This is a genomic window from Pseudomonas sp. R38(2017) (assembly GCF_002112395.1).
In the GTDB taxonomy this organism is placed as follows: Bacteria; Pseudomonadota; Gammaproteobacteria; order Pseudomonadales; family Pseudomonadaceae; genus Aquipseudomonas.
On record NZ_NEHN01000001.1, the window covers coordinates 657,817 to 681,578 of the forward strand.

Annotated in this window: 25 protein-coding genes; 9 read left to right on the forward strand and 16 right to left on the reverse strand. The window is 58.8% G+C overall.

Annotated elements, in window-relative coordinates; all coding sequences use genetic code 11:
- Positions 1–11: 11 nt before the first annotated feature.
- The 7 genes from CAF87_RS03170 to CAF87_RS03200 all read right to left on the reverse strand — a co-directional run bounded on the left by CAF87_RS03170 (position 12) and on the right by CAF87_RS03200 (position 8,422).
- Entirely contained in the window at positions 12–3,656 is a 3,645-nt protein-coding gene (locus tag CAF87_RS03170) for a transporter substrate-binding domain-containing protein (protein ID WP_085730598.1), read from the reverse strand.
- 8 nt (positions 3,657–3,664) lie between these two features.
- Entirely contained in the window at positions 3,665–4,291 is a 627-nt protein-coding gene (locus tag CAF87_RS03175) for a response regulator transcription factor (protein ID WP_085730599.1), read from the reverse strand.
- 407 nt (positions 4,292–4,698) lie between these two features.
- A complete protein-coding gene (locus CAF87_RS03180; RefSeq protein ID WP_085730600.1) occupies positions 4,699–6,027 on the reverse strand; it encodes a deoxyguanosinetriphosphate triphosphohydrolase in 1,329 nt (442 codons plus the stop codon).
- Positions 6,028–6,095: 68 nt separating this feature from the next.
- Positions 6,096–7,259, reverse strand: a complete 1,164-nt coding sequence (locus CAF87_RS03185; RefSeq protein ID WP_085730601.1) for an EAL domain-containing protein — start codon at positions 7,257–7,259, stop codon at positions 6,096–6,098.
- Between the two features lie 124 nt (positions 7,260–7,383).
- Positions 7,384–7,722, reverse strand: coding sequence for a hypothetical protein (locus CAF87_RS03190; protein ID WP_085730602.1), 339 nt, complete (start codon positions 7,720–7,722; stop codon positions 7,384–7,386).
- Positions 7,719–8,105, reverse strand: a complete 387-nt coding sequence (locus tag CAF87_RS03195; RefSeq protein ID WP_085730603.1) for a phage holin family protein — start codon at positions 8,103–8,105, stop codon at positions 7,719–7,721. The genes CAF87_RS03190 and CAF87_RS03195 overlap by 4 nt, the downstream gene beginning before the upstream one ends.
- Positions 8,106–8,107: 2 nt before the next feature.
- A complete protein-coding gene (locus CAF87_RS03200; RefSeq protein ID WP_085710739.1) occupies positions 8,108–8,422 on the reverse strand; it encodes a YqjD family protein in 315 nt (104 codons plus the stop codon).
- 317 nt (positions 8,423–8,739) lie between these two features.
- Between CAF87_RS03200 and CAF87_RS03205 the strand changes: the two genes are divergently transcribed.
- The gene (locus CAF87_RS03205) at positions 8,740–9,948 is read left to right on the forward strand and encodes an ammonium transporter (RefSeq protein ID WP_085730604.1); all 1,209 of its coding nucleotides are present in this window, start codon (positions 8,740–8,742) and stop codon (positions 9,946–9,948) included.
- On the opposite strand, the gene CAF87_RS03210 is transcribed toward CAF87_RS03205, so the two are convergent.
- Positions 9,945–11,657 carry a monovalent cation:proton antiporter-2 (CPA2) family protein gene (locus CAF87_RS03210; RefSeq protein WP_085730605.1) on the reverse strand — a complete coding sequence of 571 codons (1,713 nt, stop codon included), beginning with the start codon at positions 11,655–11,657 and terminating at the stop codon, positions 9,945–9,947. The genes CAF87_RS03205 and CAF87_RS03210 overlap by 4 nt on opposite strands.
- 202 nt (positions 11,658–11,859) lie before the next feature.
- Between CAF87_RS03210 and CAF87_RS03215 the strand changes: the two genes are divergently transcribed.
- From CAF87_RS03215 to CAF87_RS03225, 3 genes are all read left to right on the forward strand, one after another.
- Positions 11,860–12,096 (forward strand): glutaredoxin family protein, encoded by a 237-nt coding sequence (locus CAF87_RS03215; RefSeq protein ID WP_007955734.1) that lies wholly within the window; start codon positions 11,860–11,862, stop codon positions 12,094–12,096.
- 166 nt (positions 12,097–12,262) lie between these two features.
- Positions 12,263–12,580: a transcriptional regulator gene (locus CAF87_RS03220; protein ID WP_085730606.1), complete on the forward strand. Its 318-nt coding sequence runs from the start codon at positions 12,263–12,265 to the stop codon at positions 12,578–12,580.
- A gap of 69 nt (positions 12,581–12,649) precedes the next feature.
- Complete coding sequence (locus CAF87_RS03225) at positions 12,650–13,543, forward strand: pseudouridine synthase (RefSeq protein WP_085730607.1); 894 nt, start codon at positions 12,650–12,652, stop codon at positions 13,541–13,543.
- A 74-nt stretch (positions 13,544–13,617) separates the two neighbouring features.
- Here CAF87_RS03225 and CAF87_RS03230 read toward each other — a convergent pair whose 3' ends face one another.
- Positions 13,618–13,839 carry a YgdI/YgdR family lipoprotein gene (locus tag CAF87_RS03230; RefSeq protein WP_085730608.1) on the reverse strand — a complete coding sequence of 74 codons (222 nt, stop codon included), beginning with the start codon at positions 13,837–13,839 and terminating at the stop codon, positions 13,618–13,620.
- A gap of 78 nt (positions 13,840–13,917) precedes the next feature.
- Complete coding sequence (gene mobA, locus CAF87_RS03235; RefSeq protein WP_085730609.1) at positions 13,918–14,520, reverse strand: molybdenum cofactor guanylyltransferase MobA; 603 nt, start codon at positions 14,518–14,520, stop codon at positions 13,918–13,920.
- Positions 14,521–14,601: 81 nt separating this feature from the next.
- On the opposite strand from mobA, the gene moaB reads away from it, so the two are divergent.
- Both moaB and glp read left to right on the forward strand, forming a co-directional pair.
- Positions 14,602–15,141, forward strand: coding sequence for a molybdenum cofactor biosynthesis protein B (gene moaB / locus CAF87_RS03240; protein ID WP_085730610.1), 540 nt, complete (start codon positions 14,602–14,604; stop codon positions 15,139–15,141).
- On the forward strand, positions 15,125–16,351 hold the full coding sequence (gene glp, locus CAF87_RS03245) for a gephyrin-like molybdotransferase Glp (RefSeq protein ID WP_085730611.1): 1,227 nt from the start codon (positions 15,125–15,127) through the stop codon (positions 16,349–16,351). The genes moaB and glp overlap by 17 nt, the downstream gene beginning before the upstream one ends.
- Before the next feature lie 42 nt (positions 16,352–16,393).
- Here glp and CAF87_RS29190 read toward each other — a convergent pair whose 3' ends face one another.
- Entirely contained in the window at positions 16,394–16,702 is a 309-nt protein-coding gene (locus CAF87_RS29190) for a hypothetical protein (protein WP_170929618.1), read from the reverse strand.
- Positions 16,703–17,017: 315 nt separating this feature from the next.
- Here CAF87_RS29190 and yegS point away from each other — a divergent pair, with 315 nt between their 5' ends.
- Positions 17,018–17,935: a lipid kinase YegS gene (yegS, locus tag CAF87_RS03255; protein WP_085730613.1), complete on the forward strand. Its 918-nt coding sequence runs from the start codon at positions 17,018–17,020 to the stop codon at positions 17,933–17,935.
- Here the strand turns inward: yegS and CAF87_RS03260 are convergent.
- The 3 genes from CAF87_RS03260 to CAF87_RS03270 form a co-directional block, all read right to left on the reverse strand.
- Positions 17,919–18,578 carry a response regulator transcription factor gene (locus tag CAF87_RS03260; RefSeq protein WP_085710728.1) on the reverse strand — a complete coding sequence of 220 codons (660 nt, stop codon included), beginning with the start codon at positions 18,576–18,578 and terminating at the stop codon, positions 17,919–17,921. The genes yegS and CAF87_RS03260 overlap by 17 nt on opposite strands.
- Positions 18,575–19,468, reverse strand: coding sequence for a sensor histidine kinase (locus CAF87_RS03265; RefSeq protein WP_085730614.1), 894 nt, complete (start codon positions 19,466–19,468; stop codon positions 18,575–18,577). Before CAF87_RS03265 ends, CAF87_RS03260 begins: the two co-directional genes overlap by 4 nt.
- A gap of 489 nt (positions 19,469–19,957) precedes the next feature.
- Positions 19,958–20,428: a hypothetical protein gene (locus CAF87_RS03270; protein ID WP_085730615.1), complete on the reverse strand. Its 471-nt coding sequence runs from the start codon at positions 20,426–20,428 to the stop codon at positions 19,958–19,960.
- Between the two features lie 451 nt (positions 20,429–20,879).
- Here CAF87_RS03270 and CAF87_RS03275 point away from each other — a divergent pair, with 451 nt between their 5' ends.
- Together CAF87_RS03275 and CAF87_RS03280 are read left to right on the forward strand one after the other, a co-directional pair.
- Complete coding sequence (locus CAF87_RS03275) at positions 20,880–21,815, forward strand: chemotaxis protein CheV (protein ID WP_003226705.1); 936 nt, start codon at positions 20,880–20,882, stop codon at positions 21,813–21,815.
- A 112-nt stretch (positions 21,816–21,927) separates the two neighbouring features.
- Positions 21,928–22,734 (forward strand): MOSC domain-containing protein, encoded by an 807-nt coding sequence (locus tag CAF87_RS03280; protein WP_085730616.1) that lies wholly within the window; start codon positions 21,928–21,930, stop codon positions 22,732–22,734.
- A 71-nt stretch (positions 22,735–22,805) separates the two neighbouring features.
- Here the strand turns inward: CAF87_RS03280 and CAF87_RS03285 are convergent, their stop codons facing one another.
- Positions 22,806–23,090: a pyrimidine/purine nucleoside phosphorylase gene (locus CAF87_RS03285; RefSeq protein WP_007940055.1), complete on the reverse strand. Its 285-nt coding sequence runs from the start codon at positions 23,088–23,090 to the stop codon at positions 22,806–22,808.
- A gap of 81 nt (positions 23,091–23,171) precedes the next feature.
- Positions 23,172–23,714, reverse strand: coding sequence for an exonuclease domain-containing protein (locus CAF87_RS03290; protein WP_085730617.1), 543 nt, complete (start codon positions 23,712–23,714; stop codon positions 23,172–23,174).
- Positions 23,715–23,762: the final 48 nt, after the last annotated feature.

The following is a 23,762-nucleotide window of genomic DNA, read 5'->3' on the forward strand; positions in this document are numbered from 1 at the left end:
CTCAAGCATAGTTAACGCCCGATCGTTATGCTCTGATCAGCCTGCATCAGTTGCTGCTCCAGTGCTTTCTCCAGTTCAAGGATGGCGAGGTTGCTCGCTTTGCAGCGGCGTTGGATCTCGTCAGTCGGCAATGCTTGCAGGCAGGCCTGTTCCAGCGCGTCGCAACTTTCGATCAGGCGTGATGCCTGGGCAATACGCGCTGCACCTTTGATTTTGTGTGCGATCTCGGCCAGTGCCTGGTGATCCCGTTGGGGGGACAATGCCTGCAGATCCTTTCGGTCCAGCCGACTGCTGTCGAGCAGTTCAGTCAGCAGTCGCTGAATCTGGACAGGATTGCCTCCGGTCAGCGACTTCAACCCTTGCAGGTTGAATGCAGGCGCAGGGAACAGCGGCTGGACGCTGTCGACCCACTGGCTCAAGACAATCAGGCTCAGGGGTTTGAACAGGCAGTCGTCCATGCCGGCCTGCTTGCAGCGAAGAATCTCTTCCGGTTGTGCATTGGCCGTAAACCCCAGCACGGTACAGGTCGGACGCCGCATGAGTTTTTCGTGGCGACGGATGGCGCGAGTCAGTTCATAGCCGTTCATGAGGGGCATGTTGCAATCGGCGATGACCAGATCGAATGAACCGTTTTTCCATTGTTCCAGTGCGCTTCGCCCTTCTTCGGCGATGCTGAAGAGATGGCCGAGGAATTCCAGTTGCTGGCACATCAACAGGCGATTGGCCGGGTGGTCGTCGACTACCAGAACATTCAGGGGGGTGAGGGCGGTCTTGATCTGCGGTTCGTGTTTCGGACCGGTCACTTCAGCGGGCAGGGTGGCCAGTGGCAGCGACACACTTACTTGTGTGCCGACCCCGGGCTGGCTGCTCAGTTGCAGTTGGCCACCCATCATTTCGCAGAGGCTACGACTGATGACCAGTCCAAGTCCCGCACCACTGATTGCCCGATCCTTGCCATGGCGGGCCTGGGTGAAAGGTTCGAACAGACGTCGCTGATCTTCGGCGCAGATACCGATGCCGCTGTCCTGAACGGTCAGATGCACTTGCGAGCATTCGGGAACATCGCTGGCCAGAAGTTCAAGGGTGATTCTGACCTGGCCTTTGTTGGTGAACTTGATGGCATTGCTGATCAGGTTCGACAGCACCTGCTTGAAGCGCAAGGGGTCCAGGTGCACGTCGACGTTAAGTTCGGGAGGGGAGACGTGCACGATCAAGGCCAGCCGTTTCTGTCGGGCCAGGCCTTCGAAAATCCGGGTCGCCGAGCCGACAGTTTCAATGAGATTGACCCGTTCGGGACTCAGGCTCAGGCGTCCGGATTCGATCCGGGCGATATCCAGTATGTCGCCGATCAAGCCCAACAGGTCCTTGGCCGAGCTGTAGGCGGTTTCGATGCTGGAGCGGTCCGGATGCATTTTGTCCATGCGCTTGAGCGTCAGCTCCAGCATGCCGATCACTGCGTTCATCGGGGTACGGATTTCGTGGCTCATGGTTGCCAGGAAGGTACTCTTGGCCCGGTTGGCTTCATCCGCACGCTCCTTGGCGGTGCGCAATTCGTCGAGCAGTTCATGACGTTCACTGATGTCGATCCAGCCGCCGATGACTCCCTGGACATCGCCACTGGAGTCGCGATACGGCAGTATCCAGTGATAGATGGTCAGTCGCCGGTTGCCGATATGCAAAGGCCGGTCTTGCACGAGTGGCTTACCCTCGGACGCTACCCGGTGATAGTCGGCCTGAAAGGCTCTGGCTTCGGAAGCGTTGTTGAGCGCACCTTCCATCACATTCTTGCCAATGACATCTTCGCGTCTGGCATTGAAGGCCTCAAGGTAACTGTCGTTGCAGCTTTGCAGCAGGCCCTGTCTATCACGCACATAGATCGGATGAGGGGTGCCGTTGAGCAACGAACGCATGAATTCCAGTTGATCATTCAACGCGCGTTCGGCCGACTGGCGTTGTTTGATCTGGCGGCGCATGTAGGCATTCCAGAGCATCGACAACAGCAAGAGCAGGCCGGCGCCTCCGATCACCTGATAGAACAAGCGTCGATAATGGTGCCAGGTGCCCTGTGAAAGGGTTGAGTAACCCCGCCAGCGACCATTGATGATCCCCAGTTCTTCGGGCGTTGTGCTCATCAGCGCCTTGTCGATGATCGAGCCCAGCTCCGTGCTGTCCCGGGCCGTTGCCAGGGAAAAGGCTGCCTGCCGCGTGCCAATCGTGGTGGTGATCTGCAACGGCTGTTCGAAGATGTGTGAGGCGATGAAGTAATTGGCAATCACCAGCGAGTTCACCGCCCCCTCGACCTGGCCTTCGTCGAGCAGTGCCACGGCACTGAAGGTGTCCGGTGTTTCGATCAACTGAATGCGCGGAAACTCGTGGCGCAGGTACTCGATCATCGGATTGCCCTGGGCTATGGCCAGGCGTTTGCGCTTGAGCTGGCCCAGATGCGTCGGACTGTCCGCCGCCTTGCGCGTCAACAGAACGTAGGAGTTTTCAAGGTAGGGGCGGCTGAATTTCAGGGTTTTCTCTCGCTGAGCGGTAGGTAGCAGAGCGGCGATCAGGTCGGCCTGATGGTTCTCGATCTGCTTGATCATCTCGGCGTCGCTGCGGCTGCGACGGATTTCGAAGCGCAGGCCGGTGCGCAACCGGATGAGTTCGAGCAGGTCGGCGCTGATGCCGCGAAAATTGCCGTCCGTGTCGAAGAACGTCAGAGGAGCAAAGGCCTCGTTGACGACCACGCTCACCACCGGATTCTTTTTCAGCCATTGTTCTTCGCGATGGGTCAGTTGCAGTTTCTGGTCGGTCAGCAAGGTGTCGCTGCCGGCACTCCAGCGTTTGGCAATAGTCTCGCGCTCGCTGCCCGGGACGGCTTTGAGCACACTATCGATGATGCCCAGCAGATGAGGATTGTCACGGCGCACGGCGAAGCTGAAACCGTGGGCTTCGTGTTTGCCGAAATTGGCCATCCGGATGTTGTTCAGGTAACCCTTGCTGATCATGTAGTGGGTGGAAATGGTGTCACCGAGAAACACGTCTGCCTGATCGAAAGCGACCGCGTTGATTGCGTTCTGGTAAGACGGATAGGACGTGATCAATGCTTTTGGATAGAGGGACTTGACCTCGTCCAGCGGCAGGTAGTGATACAGCATACTCAGCCGCATACCGGCCAGCCCATCGCTCAGTGACCGGGTTTCGCCCTCGCGGGTCACCAATACCGGTTGATCGACGGCGTAGGGGGCGGACAGCATGATGTGGGCATTTTCCGCTTCCAGCCCGTTGGACGTTCCGAGCATGTCGATATTGCCATCGATCAATGCTCGTATCGCGGCGTCTCGCGTGGCATAGCGCTTTACCCGGATCGGCAGGCCGGTTGCCTGGCCCACGAGTCCGGCGTAGTCAGCTGTGAAGCCTTCGTAGTCGTGGCCGCTGGCTGTCATGTCAAAAGGCGGATAGTCGGGAGCTGATGTACCCAGAATCAGTTCTTTGCGACCGTGCAGCCAATCCCGTTGCGAGTATTCAAGCGAAACTGGCAGCAACTTGCTGGTCGAACGGTTGAGCAGGGTCAGGTCTTGCGAGGTGATGGGCGTGGCATTTACATGAACGCTCAATCCAAGGTACGCACTCACTACAATCAGACAATTCTTTAAACGGCTGGGCATGTTGGCTCTCACACGAGTGCGTTACGTTTGGCCATTTCGATTAGTTCTACAAGGGATTTGGCCTTGAGTTTCTGCATCAGCCGTTTCTTGTAAGTGCTGACGGTTTTGTTGCTGAGGAACATGCCTTTGGCGATTTCCTTGTTTGTGCGGCCTTGGGCAAATAGTTGCAATACCATCAGTTCCCGGTCATTGACGGACTTGAAAAGTTCCAGTTCCGCATAGCGAACATCATCATTGCGAGCGGGATTCAGAGCCTGGCTGGGGAAATAGTTGTAACCGGAAAGTACTGCCTTGATGGCGCTGACCAGTTCACTCAGGTCTTCCTGCTTGCATACGTAACCCGATGCGCCGGACTGCATGCAGCGAATGCCGAACAGCGTCGGACACTGTGCGGTCAGTATCAATGTCTTGAACGGGGAACTCATGGCATTGAAGCGAGCGAGGACTTCCAGGCCATCCAGCTTCGGAATGCTGATGTCGAGAATGATCAGGTCAGGCGCGCACTCTCGAACCATTTGCATGGCATCGACCCCATTATCGGTTTCACCGACGACCTTGTAGCCCTCATGTTCCAATAACATTCGAACGGCAAGACGAATAACCGGATGATCGTCGACAATAAAAACGGAGTTCATAATAAAGTCCCATGCGAGCGCGAATAAAGGGCGCACCTTAGCTCAGATGAATGAGCGGTCGCATGAAGTGATAGTGCTTCATCGGCAATCTAGGATTAATCCTACAAATAAACAAGAACAGTACTACGTGTTAACTCGTTTTGACGTAGGTAGAGGGAGTGGGGCGTTAATTGGATTTCTTCAAAGGAGCGCAGTGTATTGCTGAAAAGCCTGGCTGTTTAATATTTATCGAACATTAATATTTCTTCGGTTTTTTGTTTCGATGATGCTTCGCGACATTCGGACGATGCCTATGTGAGTGAGGGTGGAACCTGCAACAGACCCTGGCCCGAATCTGTTTTATGTGCTGCGTGGATCGTGGGATCGTGCCCGACCGATCAATGCCTGACCGATCGGGCTACGAAGCATCAATGACTGGAGCGCCCCGTCATTTCCAGGGCCATGTCACTGGCGTAACTGTCAGTCATGCCCGCGATGAAGTCGATCATGCGCAGGAACGATGTGTGCAACGGGCCGTGTGGATCCGGCGCATTGTTACCCAACAAATCGAGGATTCTGCGGCTTTTGAACGACGGCGTACGGCCGTTGTGCTGTTCCAGAGCCGCGCCGCAAAACGCGTTGAGAAGAATTTCCAGTGTCGTGTAGGCACCAATCTCGTGCAGCGTCTTGCGCTTGTCCTGGAAGATCTTCCGGCGGGCGATGTCTTTTGCATTCAAGACACAGCGTTTGGCCGGGCCGTGCATATGCTCCACGAGATCCCCGTGCAGCGTTCCCGCCAGCAGCGCGTCCTGCTGCTCGACGAAGGCCCGGGCGGCGGCGTTGGTCAGGTGCTCGATGGCCTTGCCCCGCAGGATCGCCAGTTTGCGCCGGCGCGAATCCTGCGGGCCCAGCTGTCGATAGGTTTCCGGCAGATCGTCGCCGACCAGACCCAGCAACAGCGACTCGACTTCGGCGTAATCCAGCAGCTCCATCTCCAGGCCATCTTCCAGATCGATCAGCGCATAGCAGATGTCATCCGCGGCCTCCATCAGATACACCAGTGGATGGCGTGCCCAGCGCTGCTCTTCGAGTTGCGGCAGACCCAGTTTGTGGGCGATCTGTTCCAGCAGTGGCAATTCGCTCTGATAGCAGCCGAATTTGTGTTTCTTGTAGCCCAGGGAGTCGGCGTGACGCGCGGTCCACGGGTACTTGAGGTAGGTGCCGAGGGTCGCGTAGGTCAGCCGGGTGCCACCGTCGAACTGGTGATATTCCAATTGCGTGAGGACCCGGAAACCTTGGGCATTACCCTCGAAGTTCAGGAAGTCACCGCGCTCGGCGTCACTCATCGCATCCAGCCAGCCGCGCCCCGCAGCCTGCTGGAACCAGTGACGAATGGCGTCTTCACCGGAATGGCCAAACGGCGGATTGCCGATGTCATGGGCCAGGCAGGCGGACTGGACGACCATGCCCAGATCGCTCGGCTCGCACCACTCTGGCAGGTCGCGACGCAGGGTTTCACCGACGCGCATGCCCAGCGAACGACCGACGCAGCTGACTTCCAGCGAGTGGGTCAGTCGCGTGTGAATGTGGTCGTTGCTCGACACGGGATGCACCTGGGTCTTGCGTCCCAGGCGGCGAAAGGCGCCAGAGAAAATGATGCGGTCATGGTCTTTGTGGAACGGGCTGCGCCCGAGTTCCTGCGGGCTGTGCAGAGGCTTGCCGAGACGTTCGCGGTTGAGCAGGGTTTGCCAATCCAAGGCTGATTCTCTCCGTCGGGTGACTGGTGCCCTAGCTTCCCGGTTCGAGCGAGTGTCTGCAAGCGCAACTACAGTCCGGCGGCATCAATATCGATCAATAGCAGGCGTTCGCCATTGTCGAAGAATTGCCCGGCGGTCAGGCAATACTGGTTGCTGGTGGCATCGCGGTAGGTGTTGGAGAGCGTCAGCCGCCGTTCTTCCCAGCCTTCGGCCAGCAGGTGGTAGAAATAAGGGCGCCACGACCAGTTGTGCCCCAGATAGCGGTTGTCGGCGACCCAGCCGCTTTGGCGCCATTCCAGATTCGGGGTTAGTTGCGTGCCCTGACGGTCGCACTGATAAAACCGCAGCAACCACGGAAAGGCATCAAGTTGCGGCAAGGCGCTGAGCGGCGCGCGAGCCTGGGCCCAGGTCTGCAGGATCGTCATCAACTCGCCGAGCTGTTGGCGCATGGCCATCAACTTGCCTCGCTCATTGAGCTTCTGCTTCACATAGGATTGGCGTAGTTCAGCGAAGCGCTGGACGAACGCATCCGTCGCAAAAAAAGCCTCCTGCGCCTGGGCGAACAGAAAACCCTGTACGTAGCGTGAACCACACTCCAGCGCGAAATTCAGCTGCGCTTCGGTCTCCACGCCTTCAGCGATGATCCAGCAGCCGGTTTTTTCGGCCATCTGTGCCAGCGCCTTGACCACATCGCTGCTCGGGCCGCCGAGCGCGGCGGCCTGAAACAGGCGCATGTCGAGCTTGAGGATGTCCGGTTGCAATGCGAGCACACGATCAAGTTGTGAATACCCGGCGCCGAAATCGTCGATCGCGATTCGCGCCCCGGCATCGCGATAGCGTGCGACCACTTCAGACAGACGCTCACTGTTGCCGCCCAGTTCAGTGATCTCGAAGACAATCCGCTGCGGGTCGACGCCATGCCGGGCGAGTTGTTTCAGGCTGGGAAGCGCCTGATCGGCGCGCAGACGGCTGATCCAGCGCGGTGACATGTTCAGGCTGAGAAACCAGTCTGGCGGTGCTTCGTGAAATCGGCTCAGTGCATTGTCACGAATCTGCCGGTCGAGGCGGCGCAAGGCGGTAGCGGGCGTTCGTGGGTCGGCGAACAACGGCCCGACCGAGGTCAGTTGTCCATGCGCCTGGCGCAGTCGACCCAGAGCCTCGACGCCTGCAATGCGTCCGGTGGCGGTATCGATGAAAGGCTGAAAGCAGGCGAGCGGTTGCCCGTCGATCACGGGGCCTCCTTGGTCATTGTTGTTCTGGTGGGGTCCTGCCTGCCGGGTAGGCAAACGGGATTGAATCTCCGGGTGAAGAGATTCAATCCCGCCAGCAGTGCAAGAATGCAGCCAGATGTGCAGCTCAGCGTTTACCCGAGTTCTGCATGACCAGTTTGATCAGCGGGGCGAGGCTGGTGCCGAGGCGGATCAACCGGCTCAGGCCGCCGATGCCACCGCTTTTCGCACCTTTGCCGGTCAGGAACCCCAGTAGTGTCACGGCGGCTACGCCCCATAACGGCGCATGTTTGATGCCGAAACCGTCCTGCAGGTTCTGCGTCATGCCGCGCATGCGTTGCAAGGGCTGCAGCACCTGGCCGGTTTCGTGACGGATTTCCTGGCGATGCATTTCCATGCGCAGACGGATCAGGGCCTTGCGCATTTCCTGGCGCGAGCTGTTGCGCGGAAGTTCAGGAAGGCTCATGGCAGCAGACGCTCCCGGTCGTTGGCCAGTTCTTCCAGGGTACCGTGGAAGGGCGAGGACTCATCGAAGATCGCAGCCTTGAGGCGCAATGCGCAGAAGATCGCCGCCAGGGTGTAGAACACGCACAGGCCGACGATCGCGGCGAGACGATACGTGTCCCAGAACACGATCAGGACGAGGGTCGACAGGCCGACCAGCAACAGCAATGCAAACACCAGCGCCAGGCCTGCAAACAGCAACAGGCTGACGGTGCGTGCTTTCTGCTCCTGCAGTTCGATGCCGAACAGTTCGACATGACTGTGCAACAGACCAAGGACGGCTGCACCCAGGCGCCGCGTGGAAGAGGCAGTGCCCGCAGTCGGGCCGGATTCACCGATCGACATGATCAGCGCCGCGTGGCCAGCAGGCCAATCAGAAAGCCCACACCCGCCGCGATACCCACTGATTGCCACGGGTTGGCCGACACATAATCTTCGGTGGCAGTGACCGCAGCCTGGCCGCGCTCGCGCAGAGTGTCTTCGGTCAGCTTCAGGGTTTCTCGCGCACGCAGCAGACTTTCGTGGATCTGTTCGCGCAATTCGTCAGCCTGATCACCGGCCAGCGTGGCGGTGTGTTCCAGCAACCGTTCGGTGTCGCTGACCAGGGTCTGGAAGTCGTTCATCAGGATTTCTTGAGCAGTCTTTGCCTTGGTGCTGGCCATTGGGAATCTCCGTAAGTGGCGGTCTGAAGCGGCTTCTGAAACTTTCGAGTATGAGCCTTGCGTGAAGGTTCATTACAAATGACTGGTACATCTTTTGCTATGTCGTGGTGCGTCATCCGGCAGCAGTGCGCTGTTGTCGGGCGCGAAGCCGGGAAATCATAGCCCGGATGACACGGGTTCAGCTCAGGACATCGACCTCGTGCGCCAAAGCGGTTCACCGGCTCCATGGGGGTCATGACTGCGCGGTCGCAACTTGGTGCATGAAATGTCTGCATGAACCGCTTTGGTGCCTTTTTCAGCCTTGGGTCTGCCTCTTCATGGAAAATCTGCAAAGCGCTGTGGATACGCTCGTTCATAGTTCCAACACGTTGTTCATTCTGATCGGTGCGGTCATGGTGCTGGCCATGCACGCCGGTTTCGCCTTTCTGGAGGTCGGAACGGTTCGCCAGAAGAATCAGGTGAACGCTCTGTCGAAGATTCTCAGCGACTTCGCCGTATCGACCCTGGCCTATTTCTTTATAGGCTATTGGATTTCATACGGGGTGACGTTTCTGCAACCGGCGGCGGTGCTCAGTGCCGATCATGGTTACGGGCTGGTGAAGTTTTTCTTCCTCCTGACGTTTGCGGCGGCGATTCCGGCGATCATTTCCGGCGGCATTGCCGAGCGGGCGCGGTTCGTTCCGCAGCTGTGCGCGACGGCATTGATTGTGGCGTTCATCTATCCGTTTTTCGAGGGGATGATCTGGAACGGCAACTACGGTCTGCAAGCCTGGCTGACCGCGCGATTCGGCGCCCCGTTCCATGATTTCGCCGGCTCCGTGGTGGTTCACGCCATGGGTGGCTGGCTGGCGCTGGCGGCGGTGCTGTTGCTGGGCCCACGCAACGGCCGCTATCGCGATGGCCGGCTGGTGGCGTTCGCGCCGTCGAGCATTCCGTTTCTGGCGCTGGGCTCGTGGATCCTGATCGTCGGCTGGTTCGGCTTCAACGTGATGAGCGCGCAAACCTTGCAGGGCGTCAGTGGCCTGGTGGCGGTCAATTCGTTGATGGCGATGGTGGGAGGTACCGTGGCGGCGTTGATCGTCGGACGCAATGACCCGGGCTTTCTGCACAACGGTCCGCTGGCCGGTCTGGTGGCGGTGTGTGCCGGATCCGACCTGATGCATCCGGTGGGCGCGCTGGTCACCGGTGCGATTGCCGGTGCCCTGTTTGTCTGGTGCTTCACGGCCGCGCAGGTCAAATGGCGGATCGACGACGTGCTGGGTGTCTGGCCGTTGCACGGCTTGTGTGGCGTGTGGGGCGGCATCGCCTGCGGGATCTTCGGTTCGAGCGCGTTGGGCGGACTCGGTGGCGTCAGCCTGATCAGCCAGTTGATCGGCACGGCATCGGGCGTGCTGGTGGCGCTGGTCGGTGGCTTTGCCGTCTACGGCTCGATCAAGGCACTGCATGGTCTGCGCCTGAGTCAGGAACAGGAGTATTACGGCGCTGACCTGTCGCTGCACAAGATTGGCGCGGTAAGTCAGGATTAGGTCTCCTCATCAGCGGCCCCGGGATAAAGGCCGTGAAGCAGGCGATAACGGTCGGCGCGCACCTGATCGACTTTCTCCTGCACCTGGTGCGCAGGAAACCCCAATAGGACCAAGGCATGCGAACCGAGCATCAGGCTCGACTCCAGCAGTTCCGGCACCACCTCGCTGGCGCCGGCTGCTTTCAGCTCGGCCGACTGGCTGTCGTCCCGGGTGCGCACCAGGATCGGCACTTTCGGGTTGAGGCGCCGGGCCTCATTGAGAACCCGCAAGGCCACGTCGGCTTGATCCACGGCAATCACCAGCAACCTCGCGCGCAGCAAACCGACGGCGGTCAACAGATCGCCGCGTGTTGAATCTCCGTAGTGGACGTCGCGTTCGGCGGTGGCGGCTTCCTGTATCCGCACCGGATCGTTGTCCAGTGCGATGTAGGTTTGCCCGGCATTGCGCATGATGCGCCCGATGGATTGACCGACACGGCCGTAACCACAGATCACCACATGCCCTTCCAACCCGGCATTGAGGGCACTGATTTCCTCGATCTGCGCTTCCTGATTGGGTTTGCGGTGCAGAGCGGCGGCGATGCGTGGTGCGGCACGCAGCATCAGCGGCGTCAGCAGCATCGAGCAAAACGTGGCGGCCAGCAGCAGGGCGCCGAGTTCGGCGGGGAGCAATCGGGTCTGCTGCATCTGGGCCATCAGGGCGAAACAGAACTCACCGCCCTGAGCCAGTGCCAGGCCGCTGCGCCACGCGGTCTCATTGTCGTTGCCGCGCCATTTCACCAGCAGCGCCACCACTGAACCCTTGATCACCAGCAAACCCAGGGTCATCGCAATAATCAGCACGCTGTGGCTGGCGAACAATTGCAGGTCGATCAGCATGCCGATGCTGACGAAGAACAGGCCGAGCAAGATGTCGCGGAACGGCCGGATATCGGCCTCGATCTGATGCCGATAATGGCTTTCCCCCAGCAGCATGCCGGCCAGGAAGGCGCCGAGGGCAGGGGACAGGCCGAGCAGGTGAGTCAGCCATGCCGTGAGCAACACGATGACCAGCGCCAACAGTACGAACAGCTCGGCCGAGCGCGATGCCGCCACCTCCTGGAACAGGCGTGGCAACAGCCAGCGACTGGCCAGCAGCAAGCCGATGAACAGCAAGACAGTCTTGAGCAGTGTCAGCGGCAACGCCCAATACCAGGCTTGATCGCTGCTGCCGGCGAAGACGGGCACCAGCGTCAGCAACAACACGGCTACCACGTCCTGAAACAACAGGACGCCCACTGCGTTCTGGCCGTGGCTGCTGAAGATTTCGCCGAGGCTGCCCAGTTCCTTGGTGACGATCGCCGTGGAAGAAAGCGACAGACCCGCGCCGAGCAGCAGCGCCGGGGTGAGAGGCATGCCCAGCAGCATCAGCACACTTCCCAACAGCGCTGAACTGACCAGCACCTGTTGGCTGCCCAGACGAAAAACCACCTGACGCAGGGCGATCATTTTCGACAGGGAGAATTCCAGCCCCAGGGAAAACAGCAGAAATACCACGCCCAACTCTGCAAGGTCCGGTAGATGCTCGCTCTCGTTGATCCAGTCGAACGCCTTCGGTCCGACCATCAGCCCGACGCACAGATAGCCCAGCACCGGTGGCAGGCGCAGGCGGCGGAACAGGGCAATCATCACCAGTGACGAGGCAAGAATGATCAACAGATTGGCAAACACAAAACACTCCGGCGGCAGGGTCAGGCTCTTCAAGCGTAGAGGCAAAAAACACCGGAGCATGGTGTAAAACACATTTGTGCGGGCTGATTTGAGTCAGGGTTTTGCGAGGACAGCCCCGCTCAACGGCTTGAGGTCTCTGGTGGGTCGACGGGTTCACAGGTCAGGCCTAAAATGGCCAATCAAATTTTGGGATTGAACGCGCATGCTTCCTGAATGCCAGTTGTTCGGTACCCTGGGGTGCCATCTGTGTGAAGTCGCTGAAGCCGAGCTGATGCCGTTTGTCGAGCATGGCCTGCTAGTGGAACTGGTGGACATTGCTGACGATGAGTCCTGGTTCGAAGCTTATAGCCTGCGGATTCCTGTGCTGCGCCGGGTTGATACCGGGGCGGAACTGGGCTGGCCGTTCAGCGCCGATCAGGTTGTGGCATTTCTGCGTTAATCCTTTCCCTCGACGCTGTCTGGCCATTCATCGAGACGGTTATCGAACCTTGGCACTCTGGGGTTTATTCGGTTACTGTATGTTCATACAGTAAATGGGTGAGCTCGTCGTGCTGTGCCCCTTTGGGGCGATAAGCAGGGCAGTCAGGACGTCAGAGGGATGAACCGTGGTCAATGTCGAACAGTTGAAAAGCAGCGTGAACCGGATGTCGGTTGACGTAGTGCGCGAAGCCGTCCACGAATTGCGCCTGGACGGTCTGGTCACGGAGGGCAAGACGCCGTTCAACAAGCTGCATTTCAATACCTGTTTTGCCGAGATCGAGGCGTTGTTCCAGCGCGCCGGCTATCACAAGCAGCTGGATGTGGTGGGTTATCAGGGCTTGTTGTACGCGTTGTACGATCCGGGCCGCTGGGAGGCTGTCGATGTGTTGCGCTGGCTGAAGGAGTTCACCGAGGCAGCGGCCCTCAAATCGATCCCTGCCTGATTCTGCGCTAGGTCTGCTGCGCCCCGTGTTGGATAATGCCGCTCTGCTTTGAGGATTCGAGTTCTCCGTATGTCCAGCACACCTACATTTTCCGCCGCACAGAATCAGGCCAGCACGCTTTATCTGCCTCCCGGCGACTGGCGGACAGTGTTCGATTGTCTATGTGATCACTTCAGTGCCATCGGACGCGCTCAATGGCTGGACCGGATTGCCCGAGGTGGGGTGCTGGATGGTGAAGGCCAGCCAATTGCGCTGGACTTGCCGTACAAGGAAGGCCTGCGTATCCATTACTTTCGCGAAGTGCCGGATGAAAAGCCGATTCCGGTGGTCGAGTCGATTCTCTACGCGGACGAGCATCTGGTCGTCGCAGACAAACCCCACTTCCTGCCGGTGACGCCAGCGGGGGAATACGTGGAGCAAACGCTGCTGCGCCGGTTGATTCGCCGACTGGACAATCCGCACCTGGTGCCGCTGCACCGGATTGACCGGCATACCGCCGGGTTGGTAATTTTTTCGGCCAACCCGCAGACGCGTTCGGCGTATCAGTCATTGTTCCCGACACGGCAAATCGAAAAACGCTACGAAGCCATCGCTGCTGCATTGCCGGGGCTGGATTTTCCATTGGTACACAAGAGCCGTATGGTCGATGGCGAGCCTTTTTTCCGCATGCAGGAAGCTCCCGGTGTCAGCAACACCGAAACGGCAGTGGAAGTGCGCGAAAGGAACGGTGAACTCTGGCGCTACGGCCTGTATCCGGTGACCGGCAAGAAGCATCAGTTGCGGGTACACATGACGGCGCTGGGCGCGAGCATCTGCAACGATCCGTTCTACCCTCAGGTTCTGAAGGACGTTGAGGATGATTACGCCAAACCGCTGAAGCTGCTGGCGCAGGGGTTGCGGTTCATCGATCCAGTCACTAGGCAGAAGCGCGAATTTGAAAGCCGGATCACGCTGGACTGGTGATTATCACCGTTGGCCACTTTCTTGCGCCCACGAAAAAGCCCGCATCATGCGGGCTTTTCTATATCTGGCGTCGCTTACAGCTCTTTAACGGTGCGAACCTGATCTTTGTTGATGCGAGTATGCTTGCCGTCCAGTTGTTCGAATTCGTAGAAGCCCGAATCCTTGTCGTATTTAGGCGAGTCGACAGCCTGGATTTCGCGACCGTCATTCAAGGTGATCACCGTTGGCGAAGCGCAACCGGCGAGGGTGGCCAGGCCCAGAGCGAGCATGAAAGTGGCGAGAGTCCGTTGAGTCATGTGTTTGTCTCCGAAGGGAATTCTTTTGGTTACTGAGCTTGTAGACGTATGCAAGGCGTGAGAGTTCCTTGAATGCGGTCAGTCTGACACAGTGTTATGAGAGCTTAACAGTTCCGGGGTATTGAGATTGGCCAGCCGTGGGTCGTTGTCCGGGCAAATCAGGGCCTGGGCGCCAAGGCTGCGCATGAGCCGGCCAGGGCTGCGCTCCCCCTCATGCCAGGCCTCTTCGAATGCGGGCAGAAGCGCCACGGGAATCACGCAAAGCAGCGGTTCCCAGTGCTCGTCGTGACGCAGCATCAACGGGTTTTCAGGTTGCAGGCTCGCGGTCTCGCGCATGCTCTGCAACAGGGGAAGGTCGATTAGCGGTACGTCGCATGGCAATACCAGCAGATGCGTATGGTGGGCGGCTCGCAAGCCTGCACGAATACCGGCCAATGGCCCGGGAAAATTTTCCTCGTCATCCGAGACCAATTGATCGGCAAAGGGTGCATAGCGTTCGCGATTGCGGTTGCAGGAAATGATCAGGTCGTCGGTCAGCGGACGAACCTTGCGCTGCAAATGAGCGATCAGTGGTTCCCCTTGCCATTCGATCAGTCCTTTGTCCTGACCACCCATGCGCTGGCCTCGTCCACCGGCCAGCAACAGGACGGAACAGGGCGGCAATCGGGTATTGGAAGTCATGGCAACTCTCCGCAGGTTCGGCGAAAAAATGGGGCGCTGTGATATAACACCGGGCTGTTTCTCCTACAACTGGATGAGCCTATGAAAGCCAAGGCTGATGTACCTTTCGCACCGCTCAATATCGCGGTATTGACGGTCAGCGACACTCGTACCCTGGAAACCGATACCTCCGGCCAGGTCTTCGTCGACCGATTGACCGCAGCCGGTCACAACCTGGCGGAGCGGGTATTGCTCAAAGATGACCTGTACAAAATCCGTGCGCAAGTCGCCCACTGGATTGCCGAAGACGTCGTGCAGGTGGTGCTGATCACCGGGGGCACAGGCTTTACTGGTCGCGACAGTACACCCGAAGCCGTTGCGTGCCTGCTCGACAAGCAAGTCGATGGTTTTGGTGAGCTGTTCCGCCAGATCTCGGTTGCCGATATCGGCACCTCCACTGTGCAGTCCCGTGCCCTGGCAGGGTTGGCCAACGGTACGCTGGTCTGCTGTCTGCCGGGCTCGACCAACGCGGTTCGTACCGGTTGGGATGGCATCCTGGCTGAGCAACTGGATTCGCGGCACCGTCCATGCAATTTCGTCCCTCATCTGAAACAGGTGGCTCCCTGTGTATCCCGCGGGTAAGCCTGGAAAGGCCGGAAGCCTGATGCCGGTCGAGGTGGCCCTGGCGCGTCTGCTGGACATGGCTGACGCCTCGCGGATTGTCGAATCAGAGTATCTGCCATTGGCGCAGGTCGAGGGGCGGGTGTTGGCGCAGGATCTGGTTTCGACGCTGGATCTGCCGCCATGGCCCAACAGTGCCATGGACGGTTATGCCTTGAGCCTGGCCGACTGGACTGGTGAGCCGATGCCGGTCAGTCAGAAGGTTTTTGCCGGTCAGGCGCCTGAACCGCTGGAGCCGGGCACCTGCGCCCGTATCTTTACGGGGGCGCCCGTTCCGCCGGGCGCCGATTGCGTCGAGATGCAGGAAAACGCCGTGATCGAAGCTGACGAACGAGTGCGGTTCATCGAGACCATGGTGTCCGGCCAGAACATCCGCCCGCAGGGGCAAGAAACTACAGTGGGTGAGTTGATCCTGTCTGCGGGAACCCGGCTCGGTCCGATCGAGCAAGGGCTGGCTGCGTCTTTGGGCTGCGCCGGCCTTGATGTGGTCCGCAAGATCCGCGTGGCAGTGTTGTCCACTGGCGATGAGTTGGTCGAACCGGGAACGGCACTGGGCCCGGGACAGATTTACAACAGCAACCGGGTGGTGCTGTGCAGCTGGCTGCAGCGTTTGGGTTGTGAAGTGCTGGATGCCGGGATTCTTCCGGATGACTTGTCCATCACCCGCGCACGTCTTGAGGCGCTCAAGGAAGCCGACTTGATACTGTCGACCGGTGGCGTATCGGTTGGGGAAGCGGACTTCCTCGGCGTTGCGCTGAGGGAAGAGGGTGAGCTGACACTGTGGAAGCTGGCGATCAAACCCGGGAAGCCTTTGACTGTAGGTCATTTCCGCGATGTTCCGGTCATCGGTCTGCCCGGCAACCCGGCGTCGACCCTGGTGACGTTTGCCTTGTTGACCAAGCCCTATTTGCTGCGTCGTCAGGGGGTGCAGGATGTCGAGCCACTCAAGTTTCCAGTTCCGGCTGGATTCGTCTGGCCCCAGGCCGGCAATCGGCGTGAATTCCTGAGGGGACGTCTGGAGCAGGGACAGGCAACGATCTACCGCAACCAGAGTTCGGGCGTTTTGCGTAGCGCCGCTTGGGCTGATGGATTGGTAGAGGTGCAGGAGGGGCGCACCCTGACTCAGGGAGACATGGTGCCCTTCATTCCCATGAGTGAACTTCTCGGCTGATCATTGAAATGCAGGCTCGTCATGGGCCTGCACTTCAGTCCGTCAACGGCTGATCAGTGCAACGAGCTGGTCGAAGCGACTATTGGCAACCCAGCCCAACAATCCAAGAACCACCGCTGTGGCACCTGCGGAGTAGGCGAGACGGTGCTTGATGGCTTTGACGTCTCCCTTTACTTCGTCCATGTCACGGCGGATGTACTTGAGGTGGGTTTCCAGCTCGGTGACACGAGGTTCCATAACGGTTTCTCCAGTGTTTTTGGTACAGCTGTTGAATTCGGCTTTTTGACTGGCGCGACTGTCGGAGAGGGGGGCAACCGGACTCACTGGCATTCTTGCTTTATGGCTGTGCATGGAAATACCCGCCTGCTGCCATGAGTTTCTGCCGGCAGAAACGGCTACTCGAATGATCGAAAGTCCTGATGATGTTTTGACTCATTACCTGCACATCCTTGTGTTATCGGGTTGAAAATTGTTGCCACCGACACACGGTGTACCAATGGCCAGGGTGGGTCAATTGAGCCGATTCCTTACATTCCGTACGAAAAAATACCGCCTTGTAGGACGAGTGAAAGGGGGTACTGGAAATACTTGGGATTGCGACGGCTCTTTTACGTGCCGTGAGGGTCAAGATGTCCCGAGCTGATTCAATTCCGGGAGTGACACAAAATGAGTGAACGCAGGGCATTGTTGATTCTGCATGGCAAGCAGGCACTCAACGAAGCGGTTCGTGCCGCTGTTGAGCGCAAACGCAAGCAGGGCTGGGAATTGGCTGTACGCCTGACCTGGGAAGCCGGCGATGCCCAGCGTCTGGTCGAAGAAGCTCTGGCTGCCGGATTCGGGCAGATCATTGCTGGCGGTGGCGATGGCACCTTGCGTGATATCGCCGAGGCCCTGGCGGCTCACCCGGGCAAGGCCAGTCTGGTGTTGTTGCCTCTGGGCACTGCCAACGATTTTTCTCGCGCGGCCGGTGTTCCTCTGGAGCCGGATGAGGCACTCGAGTTGCTTGATGCACCTGCCTGTGAGATCGATCTGGGGGAGGTGGGCGGGCAGATATTCCTGAACATGGCCACGGGCGGGTTTGGCAGTCAGGTCACCGCCAATACCTCGGAAGATCTGAAAAAGGTACTCGGGGGCGCGGCCTATCTGTTTACAGGCTTGTCGCGATTCAGTGAGCTGCACGCCGCCTATGGCGAATTGCAGGGGCCGGATTTCCATTGGCGCGGTGAGCTGCTCGCGCTGGGCATCGGCAACGGCCGCCAAGCGGGCGGAGGGCATGTATTGTGCCCAGAGGCATTAGCGGATGACGGCCTGCTGGATATCAGCATCCTGCCGGCCCCGCAGGAATTGGTTGGCACACTGAAAAATCTGCTCAGCGACGGGTTCGGCATCGACAACATGTTTGTGCGCACGCGTTTGCCGTGGGTCGAAATCAAGGTCGCCGAAGGGCTCTGCATCAATCTCGATGGCGAGCCTCTGGAAGGAGACAGTCTGCGGTTTGCGGCGCGTCCGGCGGCGTTGCGTGTGCACTTGCCGGAAAACTCGCCGCTATTGGGCAGGACGCCGCGCGTCAGTCGTCCAGACTGATGATCTGTTCCCGTACGGCAAACAGCACCAGCCCGGCCACATCGTAAATCTGCAGGCGTTTCATGATCTGCGAGCGGTGAGTTTCCACGGTCTTGATGCTCAGGCCCAGACCATTGGCGATCTCGCGGGTGGACTTGCCGCGCACGATCAGGCGCAGGATTTCCAGCTGGCGCGCTGTCAGGTTATGTGAGTCGGCGACTTCCGGTTGCAGCTTCTGATTGCGGGTCAGTGCCTGATTGATCACAGTGTGGGCGATGGCCGGGCTCAGGTAGCGTTCATTGTTGCGCAGGGCTTCCAGCGCATGTTCGAGCTCGGTGGCCGTGGTGTCCTTGAGCAGATAACCGTGGGCACCGGATTCCAGTGCCTGCATGATCAACGCAGGGTCGGTGTGCATCGACAGAATCAGTACCTTGCTGTGCGGACGAACCCGTCTGAGCCGTTGCAACGCCTCCAGGCCGCCGGTTTCTCTCATGGAAATATCCAGCAAGACGATATCGGGGTTCAGTTGCTCGACCATTTCAAGCAACTGCGAGCCGTCATTGGCTTCGCCGATTACCGCATAACCGGGAATATCCAGCACCAGAGCGCGCACGCCGGCCCTGATCAGCGAGTGGTCATCCACCAGAAGTAAGTTACAAGTCAACGCATAACCTTATTCGTACTGGCCCGCTCGAGTGCACGGGGCGCCCAGGGGAATAGTGCTTCGATTTGAGTGCCTTTGCCCGGTTCGCTCGTCACGCTCAGGCTGCCGCCCAGTTGCTCGATCCGCTCGGCCATCCCGGCCATGCCTCGTTGTCCTTCACGACCGGGATTGGCGGCCGGGGCAAAGCCCAGACCGTCATCGCTGATCAGCAGGGTCAAGCCTTGGGGAAGGCGTTGCACGCGGATCAGCAGGTTCTTGGCCTGCGCATGACGCAGGATGTTGGTCACGGCTTCCTGGGTGATGCGGAACGCGGCGACTGCCATTTCTTCGGGAATGCCGTTCAAACGCTGCTGACAGTCCAGGCTCCAGTGCACCGAAGTGTTGGTCAATGTCTTGAGCAGATGCGCACGCAGACTGGCTTCCAGGCCAAGGCTGGTCAGTTGCCGTGGATTGAGAATGGCCGAAACGTCGCGGACTTTATTGAGGGTTTCCTCAAGGGTGTCGCAGAGTGCCGAACACTGTTCCTGCAATTCGTCCGGCAGCCGTCGCTTGAGCCATTCGCTCTGCAGCTTGGCGGCGGTCAGCAACTGGCCAATATCGTCGTGCAATTCGCGACTGAGGCGGTGACGTTCGTTTTCCTGAACTTCGAGTAATCGATCGGCCAGTTCCTGAGGCTGAAACTTAATCGACTTGCGCGACAGGCGATGCTGTGTCCAGACACAGCCGGCAGCTGCCAGATTGATCAAAAGCAGACCAAACGACAGCGGTGCAGACAAACCATAAGTCAGCAGGCTGCCCACCGCCGCGCCAATGCAAAGCGTGAGCGTGAACCTGCGCGCGTTTTCTCGGGAGGGTGGCCATGTGGTGATTGACTTGAGGCTGGCGTACATAGCGGATGGAGCCAATGGATGTTCGCTGCGGGTAGACCGGGCGGAGTGGCCGGCGGTCTCTGTCTGAAAATCTGTGATTCAGGTTGTTGGTTTCAATACGGTTCAGTGATCGATAATTGACTGCCAACTTCGGTGGGGCCCGATCATTGAAGTCACTGTGCCATTAAGTGAAAGCAACTAACGGGCGGCATAATACCACTTAACATACCGTTGGTCGCGTTCACCCTATATGTCCAAAGAGTCAGGAATTACGCCATTTGGACGCGAGTTCCATAATGGAAAAAGTTGATTTATTGGGATCGATAATTATCGATGAAACCTGAAGTTTTCAATTTTCATACACAGGTAAACCCTGACTTCAACGATGGCCAGTCTGCATGTTGGAGCGTATTTATTTATTTGAGGTTGTCGCTGGCAGGCATGAGTTATTCAATTGCGACATTCGATGGCTCGAACTAACGGCCTGCAATGGGCCCGGCGTGCACTCGATTACGCTTGCCGCTCCGCGTATGACACGAGGGACAAGGGTTTGGCACTGAGCGGCGGCTGAAACTGGCTCTGTCCGACCTGGAAGGCGAACGCTTCGATGAGGGACGTCTGCTCGCTTTCGTCCAGGCTCAACTGGCCGGTGCTCTGGTCGACCAGTTCAAGTTGCCAGGCCATCAAGGTGAAGCAATCTTTCAGGGCGTCGAGCGCCTGGGCATGCAGGTCGACATGATCCTGCGTCTGAGTGAGCAGGCCGTGCAGGTGCAGGCAGAATTCGGACACTGCCACCAATGCGAGGGCGTCAGCCTTGTTCGCCAGTTTGAGCAGGCTGCTGAGCATGCAGTCGATGGCGTCCTTGTCATTGCTGATCAGTTGTAAATGACTCAGGCACTCTTCGGACTTGGCCAGGAGCGTTTCAGCCTCGACAAGAAATTCGGGGAACCGCTGCGCCCACTCTTTACGGTCGTTCGGCATGCTTATCTCCACAACGTCATGTCTGATGAGCGAATGTCGTGTGTGTCGACGATCATGAACCGTCGTGAGATCGCGCCCTGCGGTCCCGAGGCTTTTGACAGGGGTTTCGAGAGGGTGAGTTTCCACTGACCTGCGATCGCACACAAAAGCCTGACTCCGTTCATGCAATGAGAATGGCGTCACATTAATGGCTATTGGATATTGCGAACATCAGGTTGGGCCTGATTGTTACTAGGGGAATCCCTTAGACACGGGAACCTGCCGCGCAAACCGAGGTCGCGCCGCAGAGAATGTAGCAGATGAAATCACGGAGGCAGTAAAGCATGATGTTAATGTGACATCAATGCCTTCTCATGGCATTTTGTAGGTGATTTGTATGGGGATCAAGATTGGCCGGAATCAGCCGATAACCCCCTTTAATGAATTCACCAGAACAGCCCAGGAGTCATTGATGGCCGGCATTCTCGATACGGTAGACCAACGCACGCAACTGGTGGGTGAGAATCGCCTGGAAATTCTCATGTTTCGGCTGGCCGGGCGCCAATTGTTCGCGATCAACGTGTTCAAGGTTCAGGAAGTCCTGCAACTGCCGAAGCTGACCCTGATGCCTCAGCGTCACCCGTTTGTCTGCGGTGTGGTCAACCTGCGCGGCCAGACCCTGCCGGTGATCGACCTGTCCCAGGCGATCGGCATGCGTCCGCTGGTACCGGGCCCCAACAGCACGATCATCGTCACCGAGTACAACCGCTCCGTGCAGGCGTTCCTCGTCGGTGGTGTGGACCGCATCGTCAACATGAACTGGGAAGCCATCCTGCCGCCGCCGACCAGCGCCGGCCGCCAGCACTACCTGACCGCCATCAGCAAGGTTGACGATCAACTGGTGGAAATCATCGACGTCGAGAAGGTCCTCGCCGAAATCGTGCCGTACAACGCCAAGGTTTCTCGCGACAAACTGGACGATCCGGTGCTGGAACGCGCCCGTGGCCGCGAAGTGTTGCTGGTGGACGACTCCAACGTGGCGCTCTCGCAATTGCGCGACACCCTCGGCCAGTTGGGCGTGAAGATGCATATCGCCAGCGACGGCCTTAAAGCCCTGAACATGCTCAAGGCCTGGGCGGACACCGGGGTGAACATGACCGACAAACTGCTGATGGTGTTCACCGACGCCGAAATGCCGGAGATGGACGGCTATCGCCTGACCACCGAAATCCGCAACGACCCGCGTCTGCGTGGCTTGTATGTGGTATTGCACACCTCGCTGTCCGGCAGTTTCAACGACTCGATGGTGAAGAAGGTCGGCTGTGACAACTTCCTCTCCAAGTTCCAGCCGGACAAGCTGGTCGATGTAGTTCGTCAGCGTCTGATGCTCGACGAAGTCCCGGCCTGATCACGACGTGGTTGCAGCGGAAGCGAGCTAGTTCGCTTCCTCATTCTCCGGCCTTTGATTCGGCGACCCAGCTCGTATAGGGTGGCGTTTTTCACCCACCAGGGAGTTGGCCATGCTGCGTCTGAGCGCGCTTTATCGTTACCCGTTGAAATCCGGCAAGGGCGAGGTTCTGCAAGGGATCGGCCTTGACAAACTGGGGCTTGAGGGCGATCGACGCTGGATGCTGGTGGATGAGGCCAGCGGGCGTTTCCTGACTCAGCGTGCCGAAGCGAAGATGAGCCAGTTGTCGGCGCTGTGGAATGCCGACGGTGGCCTGACCCTCGAAGCGCCGGGGCATTCGGCGATTGATATCGCCTTGCCGGGCAACGAAGCCGAACTGCGCGGCGTGACCATCTGGCGCGACACCCTGCGCGTGCCTGATGCCGGCGAAGAAGCGGCCCGCTGGGTCAGCGAGTTCATCGGCAAACCGACCCGTCTGGTGCAAGTGCCGCTGGATCGCGCCCGTACGACTGCAGCCGGGTACGGCAACGATGACGACCAGGTGGCGTTCGCCGACGGTTTCCCGTTGCTGCTGATTGGCGAGGCGTCGCTGCAACATCTGTCGCAGGAAGTCGGGCGCCCGCTGGAAATGCTGCGGTTCCGGCCGAACCTGGTGATCGAAGGCAGTGAGGCGTATGCCGAGGATGGCTGGAAGCGCATCCGCATCGGCGATGTCGAGTTCCGCGTGGTCAAGTCATGCTCGCGGTGCATTCTCACCACCATCGATCCGCAGACCGGTGAGCGCAGCGCTGACCGCGAACCACTGGCGACCCTGCAGAAGACCCGCGCCCAGGCCGATGGTGCGATGTTCGGTCAGAACCTGGTCAATGACAGCAACGGTCGACTCGAAGTCGGCATGCCGGTGGAGATCCTCGAGTAATCTGCCCCGAAACGAAAAATGCCCGTGTTCAAGGACACGGGCATTTTTTATTGCCGCAGAAAACCGTGGTTTCAGCCGCGGTATTCGCACAGGTAAGCGGTGTCGACGGCCACTTTCAGCTGAAACTTGCTGTTGGCTGGCACGTTGAACTGGCTGCCTGCAGCGAAGGTTTCCCAGTCGCTGCTGTCCGGCAGTTTGACGGTCAGTGCGCCGGACACCACGTGCATGATTTCACGCTGGCTGGTGCCGAATTCGTATTCGCCCGGGGCCATGACGCCGATGGTCGCAGGACCTTCAGCAGTGCCAAAGGCGATCGACTTGACGGTGCCGTCGAAGTACTCGTTGACTTTAAACATGGGCGATTCCTCTCGAAAAGGGCTTAAAAGGGTCAAAAAGGTTGGCCAGTATGCACAAGGCTCAGGGCGTCGTCACCTGCGCTAGAGCGGCAGCGCCAGCGGCAATAATCGGGCGGTATTACGTGCATCCTCCAGTGCCCGGTGCTGCTGACCGGTGAACTGCATCCCCGCCAGTTGCAGGGCGCCATTGAGTCCAAGAGGTCGTTCGAGACGTCGGGCCTTGGCAAAGCGTTGTTTGAGGTTCATGTGCGGCACACGGCTCAGCGCGCTGTCGAGTTGCAGGCGCTGCCATTCCTGAAGCAATTGCTTGCGGTCGTAATCGCCCCAGCTGGCCCAGCCTTCAAGGCGTGTCTGGTGCTGACCGAGCCAGCGCTCGAACGCCGGCCAGACGTCGGTCAGCGGCTGTGCCGCGTCGATATTGGCCTGGGTGATATGCGTGAGTTCGCGACAGAACGGCGTCAGCAGTGGCCGACGCGTCGGTTTGACGAAGCGTTGAAAGTGATCCTGCTCGCGACCGGCACGATCCACCAGCGTGGCGCCGATCTCGATGATCTCCATTTCCGTAACCGGCCAGCCACCCTCATCGGTGGTGGCTTCCAGATCTATGACCAGCCAATGGGGCATCGCAGGGTTCCTGATTTCCGCGTCCTGATTATTCAGAGCGTAGTCAAA

Bases quoted from the DNA above. Each gene is read 5' to 3' on its own strand.
- CAF87_RS03195 (WP_085730603.1), bottom strand. From the start codon at position 8,105: ATGTCGATCGGTGAATCCGGCCCGACTGCGGGCACTGCCTCTTCCACG.
- CAF87_RS03200 (WP_085710739.1), bottom strand. From the start codon at position 8,422: ATGGCCAGCACCAAGGCAAAGACTGCTCAAGAAATCCTGATGAACGAC.
- CAF87_RS03285 (WP_007940055.1), bottom strand. From the start codon at position 23,090: ATGTTTAAAGTCAACGAGTACTTCGACGGCACCGTCAAGTCGATCGCC.
- CAF87_RS03190 (WP_085730602.1), bottom strand. From the start codon at position 7,722: ATGAGCCTTCCTGAACTTCCGCGCAACAGCTCGCGCCAGGAAATGCGC.
- CAF87_RS03170 (WP_085730598.1), bottom strand. From the start codon at position 3,656: ATGCCCAGCCGTTTAAAGAATTGTCTGATTGTAGTGAGTGCGTACCTT.
- CAF87_RS03270 (WP_085730615.1), bottom strand. From the start codon at position 20,428: ATGCCGAACGACCGTAAAGAGTGGGCGCAGCGGTTCCCCGAATTTCTT.
- yegS (WP_085730613.1), top strand. From the start codon at position 17,018: ATGAGTGAACGCAGGGCATTGTTGATTCTGCATGGCAAGCAGGCACTC.
- CAF87_RS03230 (WP_085730608.1), bottom strand. From the start codon at position 13,839: ATGACTCAACGGACTCTCGCCACTTTCATGCTCGCTCTGGGCCTGGCC.
- CAF87_RS03290 (WP_085730617.1), bottom strand. From the start codon at position 23,714: ATGCCCCATTGGCTGGTCATAGATCTGGAAGCCACCACCGATGAGGGT.
- CAF87_RS03265 (WP_085730614.1), bottom strand. From the start codon at position 19,468: ATGTACGCCAGCCTCAAGTCAATCACCACATGGCCACCCTCCCGAGAA.
- moaB (WP_085730610.1), top strand. From the start codon at position 14,602: ATGAAAGCCAAGGCTGATGTACCTTTCGCACCGCTCAATATCGCGGTA.
- CAF87_RS03175 (WP_085730599.1), bottom strand. From the start codon at position 4,291: ATGAACTCCGTTTTTATTGTCGACGATCATCCGGTTATTCGTCTTGCC.
- CAF87_RS03280 (WP_085730616.1), top strand. From the start codon at position 21,928: ATGCTGCGTCTGAGCGCGCTTTATCGTTACCCGTTGAAATCCGGCAAG.
- CAF87_RS03225 (WP_085730607.1), top strand. From the start codon at position 12,650: ATGTCCAGCACACCTACATTTTCCGCCGCACAGAATCAGGCCAGCACG.
- CAF87_RS03205 (WP_085730604.1), top strand. From the start codon at position 8,740: ATGGAAAATCTGCAAAGCGCTGTGGATACGCTCGTTCATAGTTCCAAC.
- mobA (WP_085730609.1), bottom strand. From the start codon at position 14,520: ATGACTTCCAATACCCGATTGCCGCCCTGTTCCGTCCTGTTGCTGGCC.
- CAF87_RS03275 (WP_003226705.1), top strand. From the start codon at position 20,880: ATGGCCGGCATTCTCGATACGGTAGACCAACGCACGCAACTGGTGGGT.
- CAF87_RS03215 (WP_007955734.1), top strand. From the start codon at position 11,860: ATGCTTCCTGAATGCCAGTTGTTCGGTACCCTGGGGTGCCATCTGTGT.
- CAF87_RS29190 (WP_170929618.1), bottom strand. From the start codon at position 16,702: ATGCACAGCCATAAAGCAAGAATGCCAGTGAGTCCGGTTGCCCCCCTC.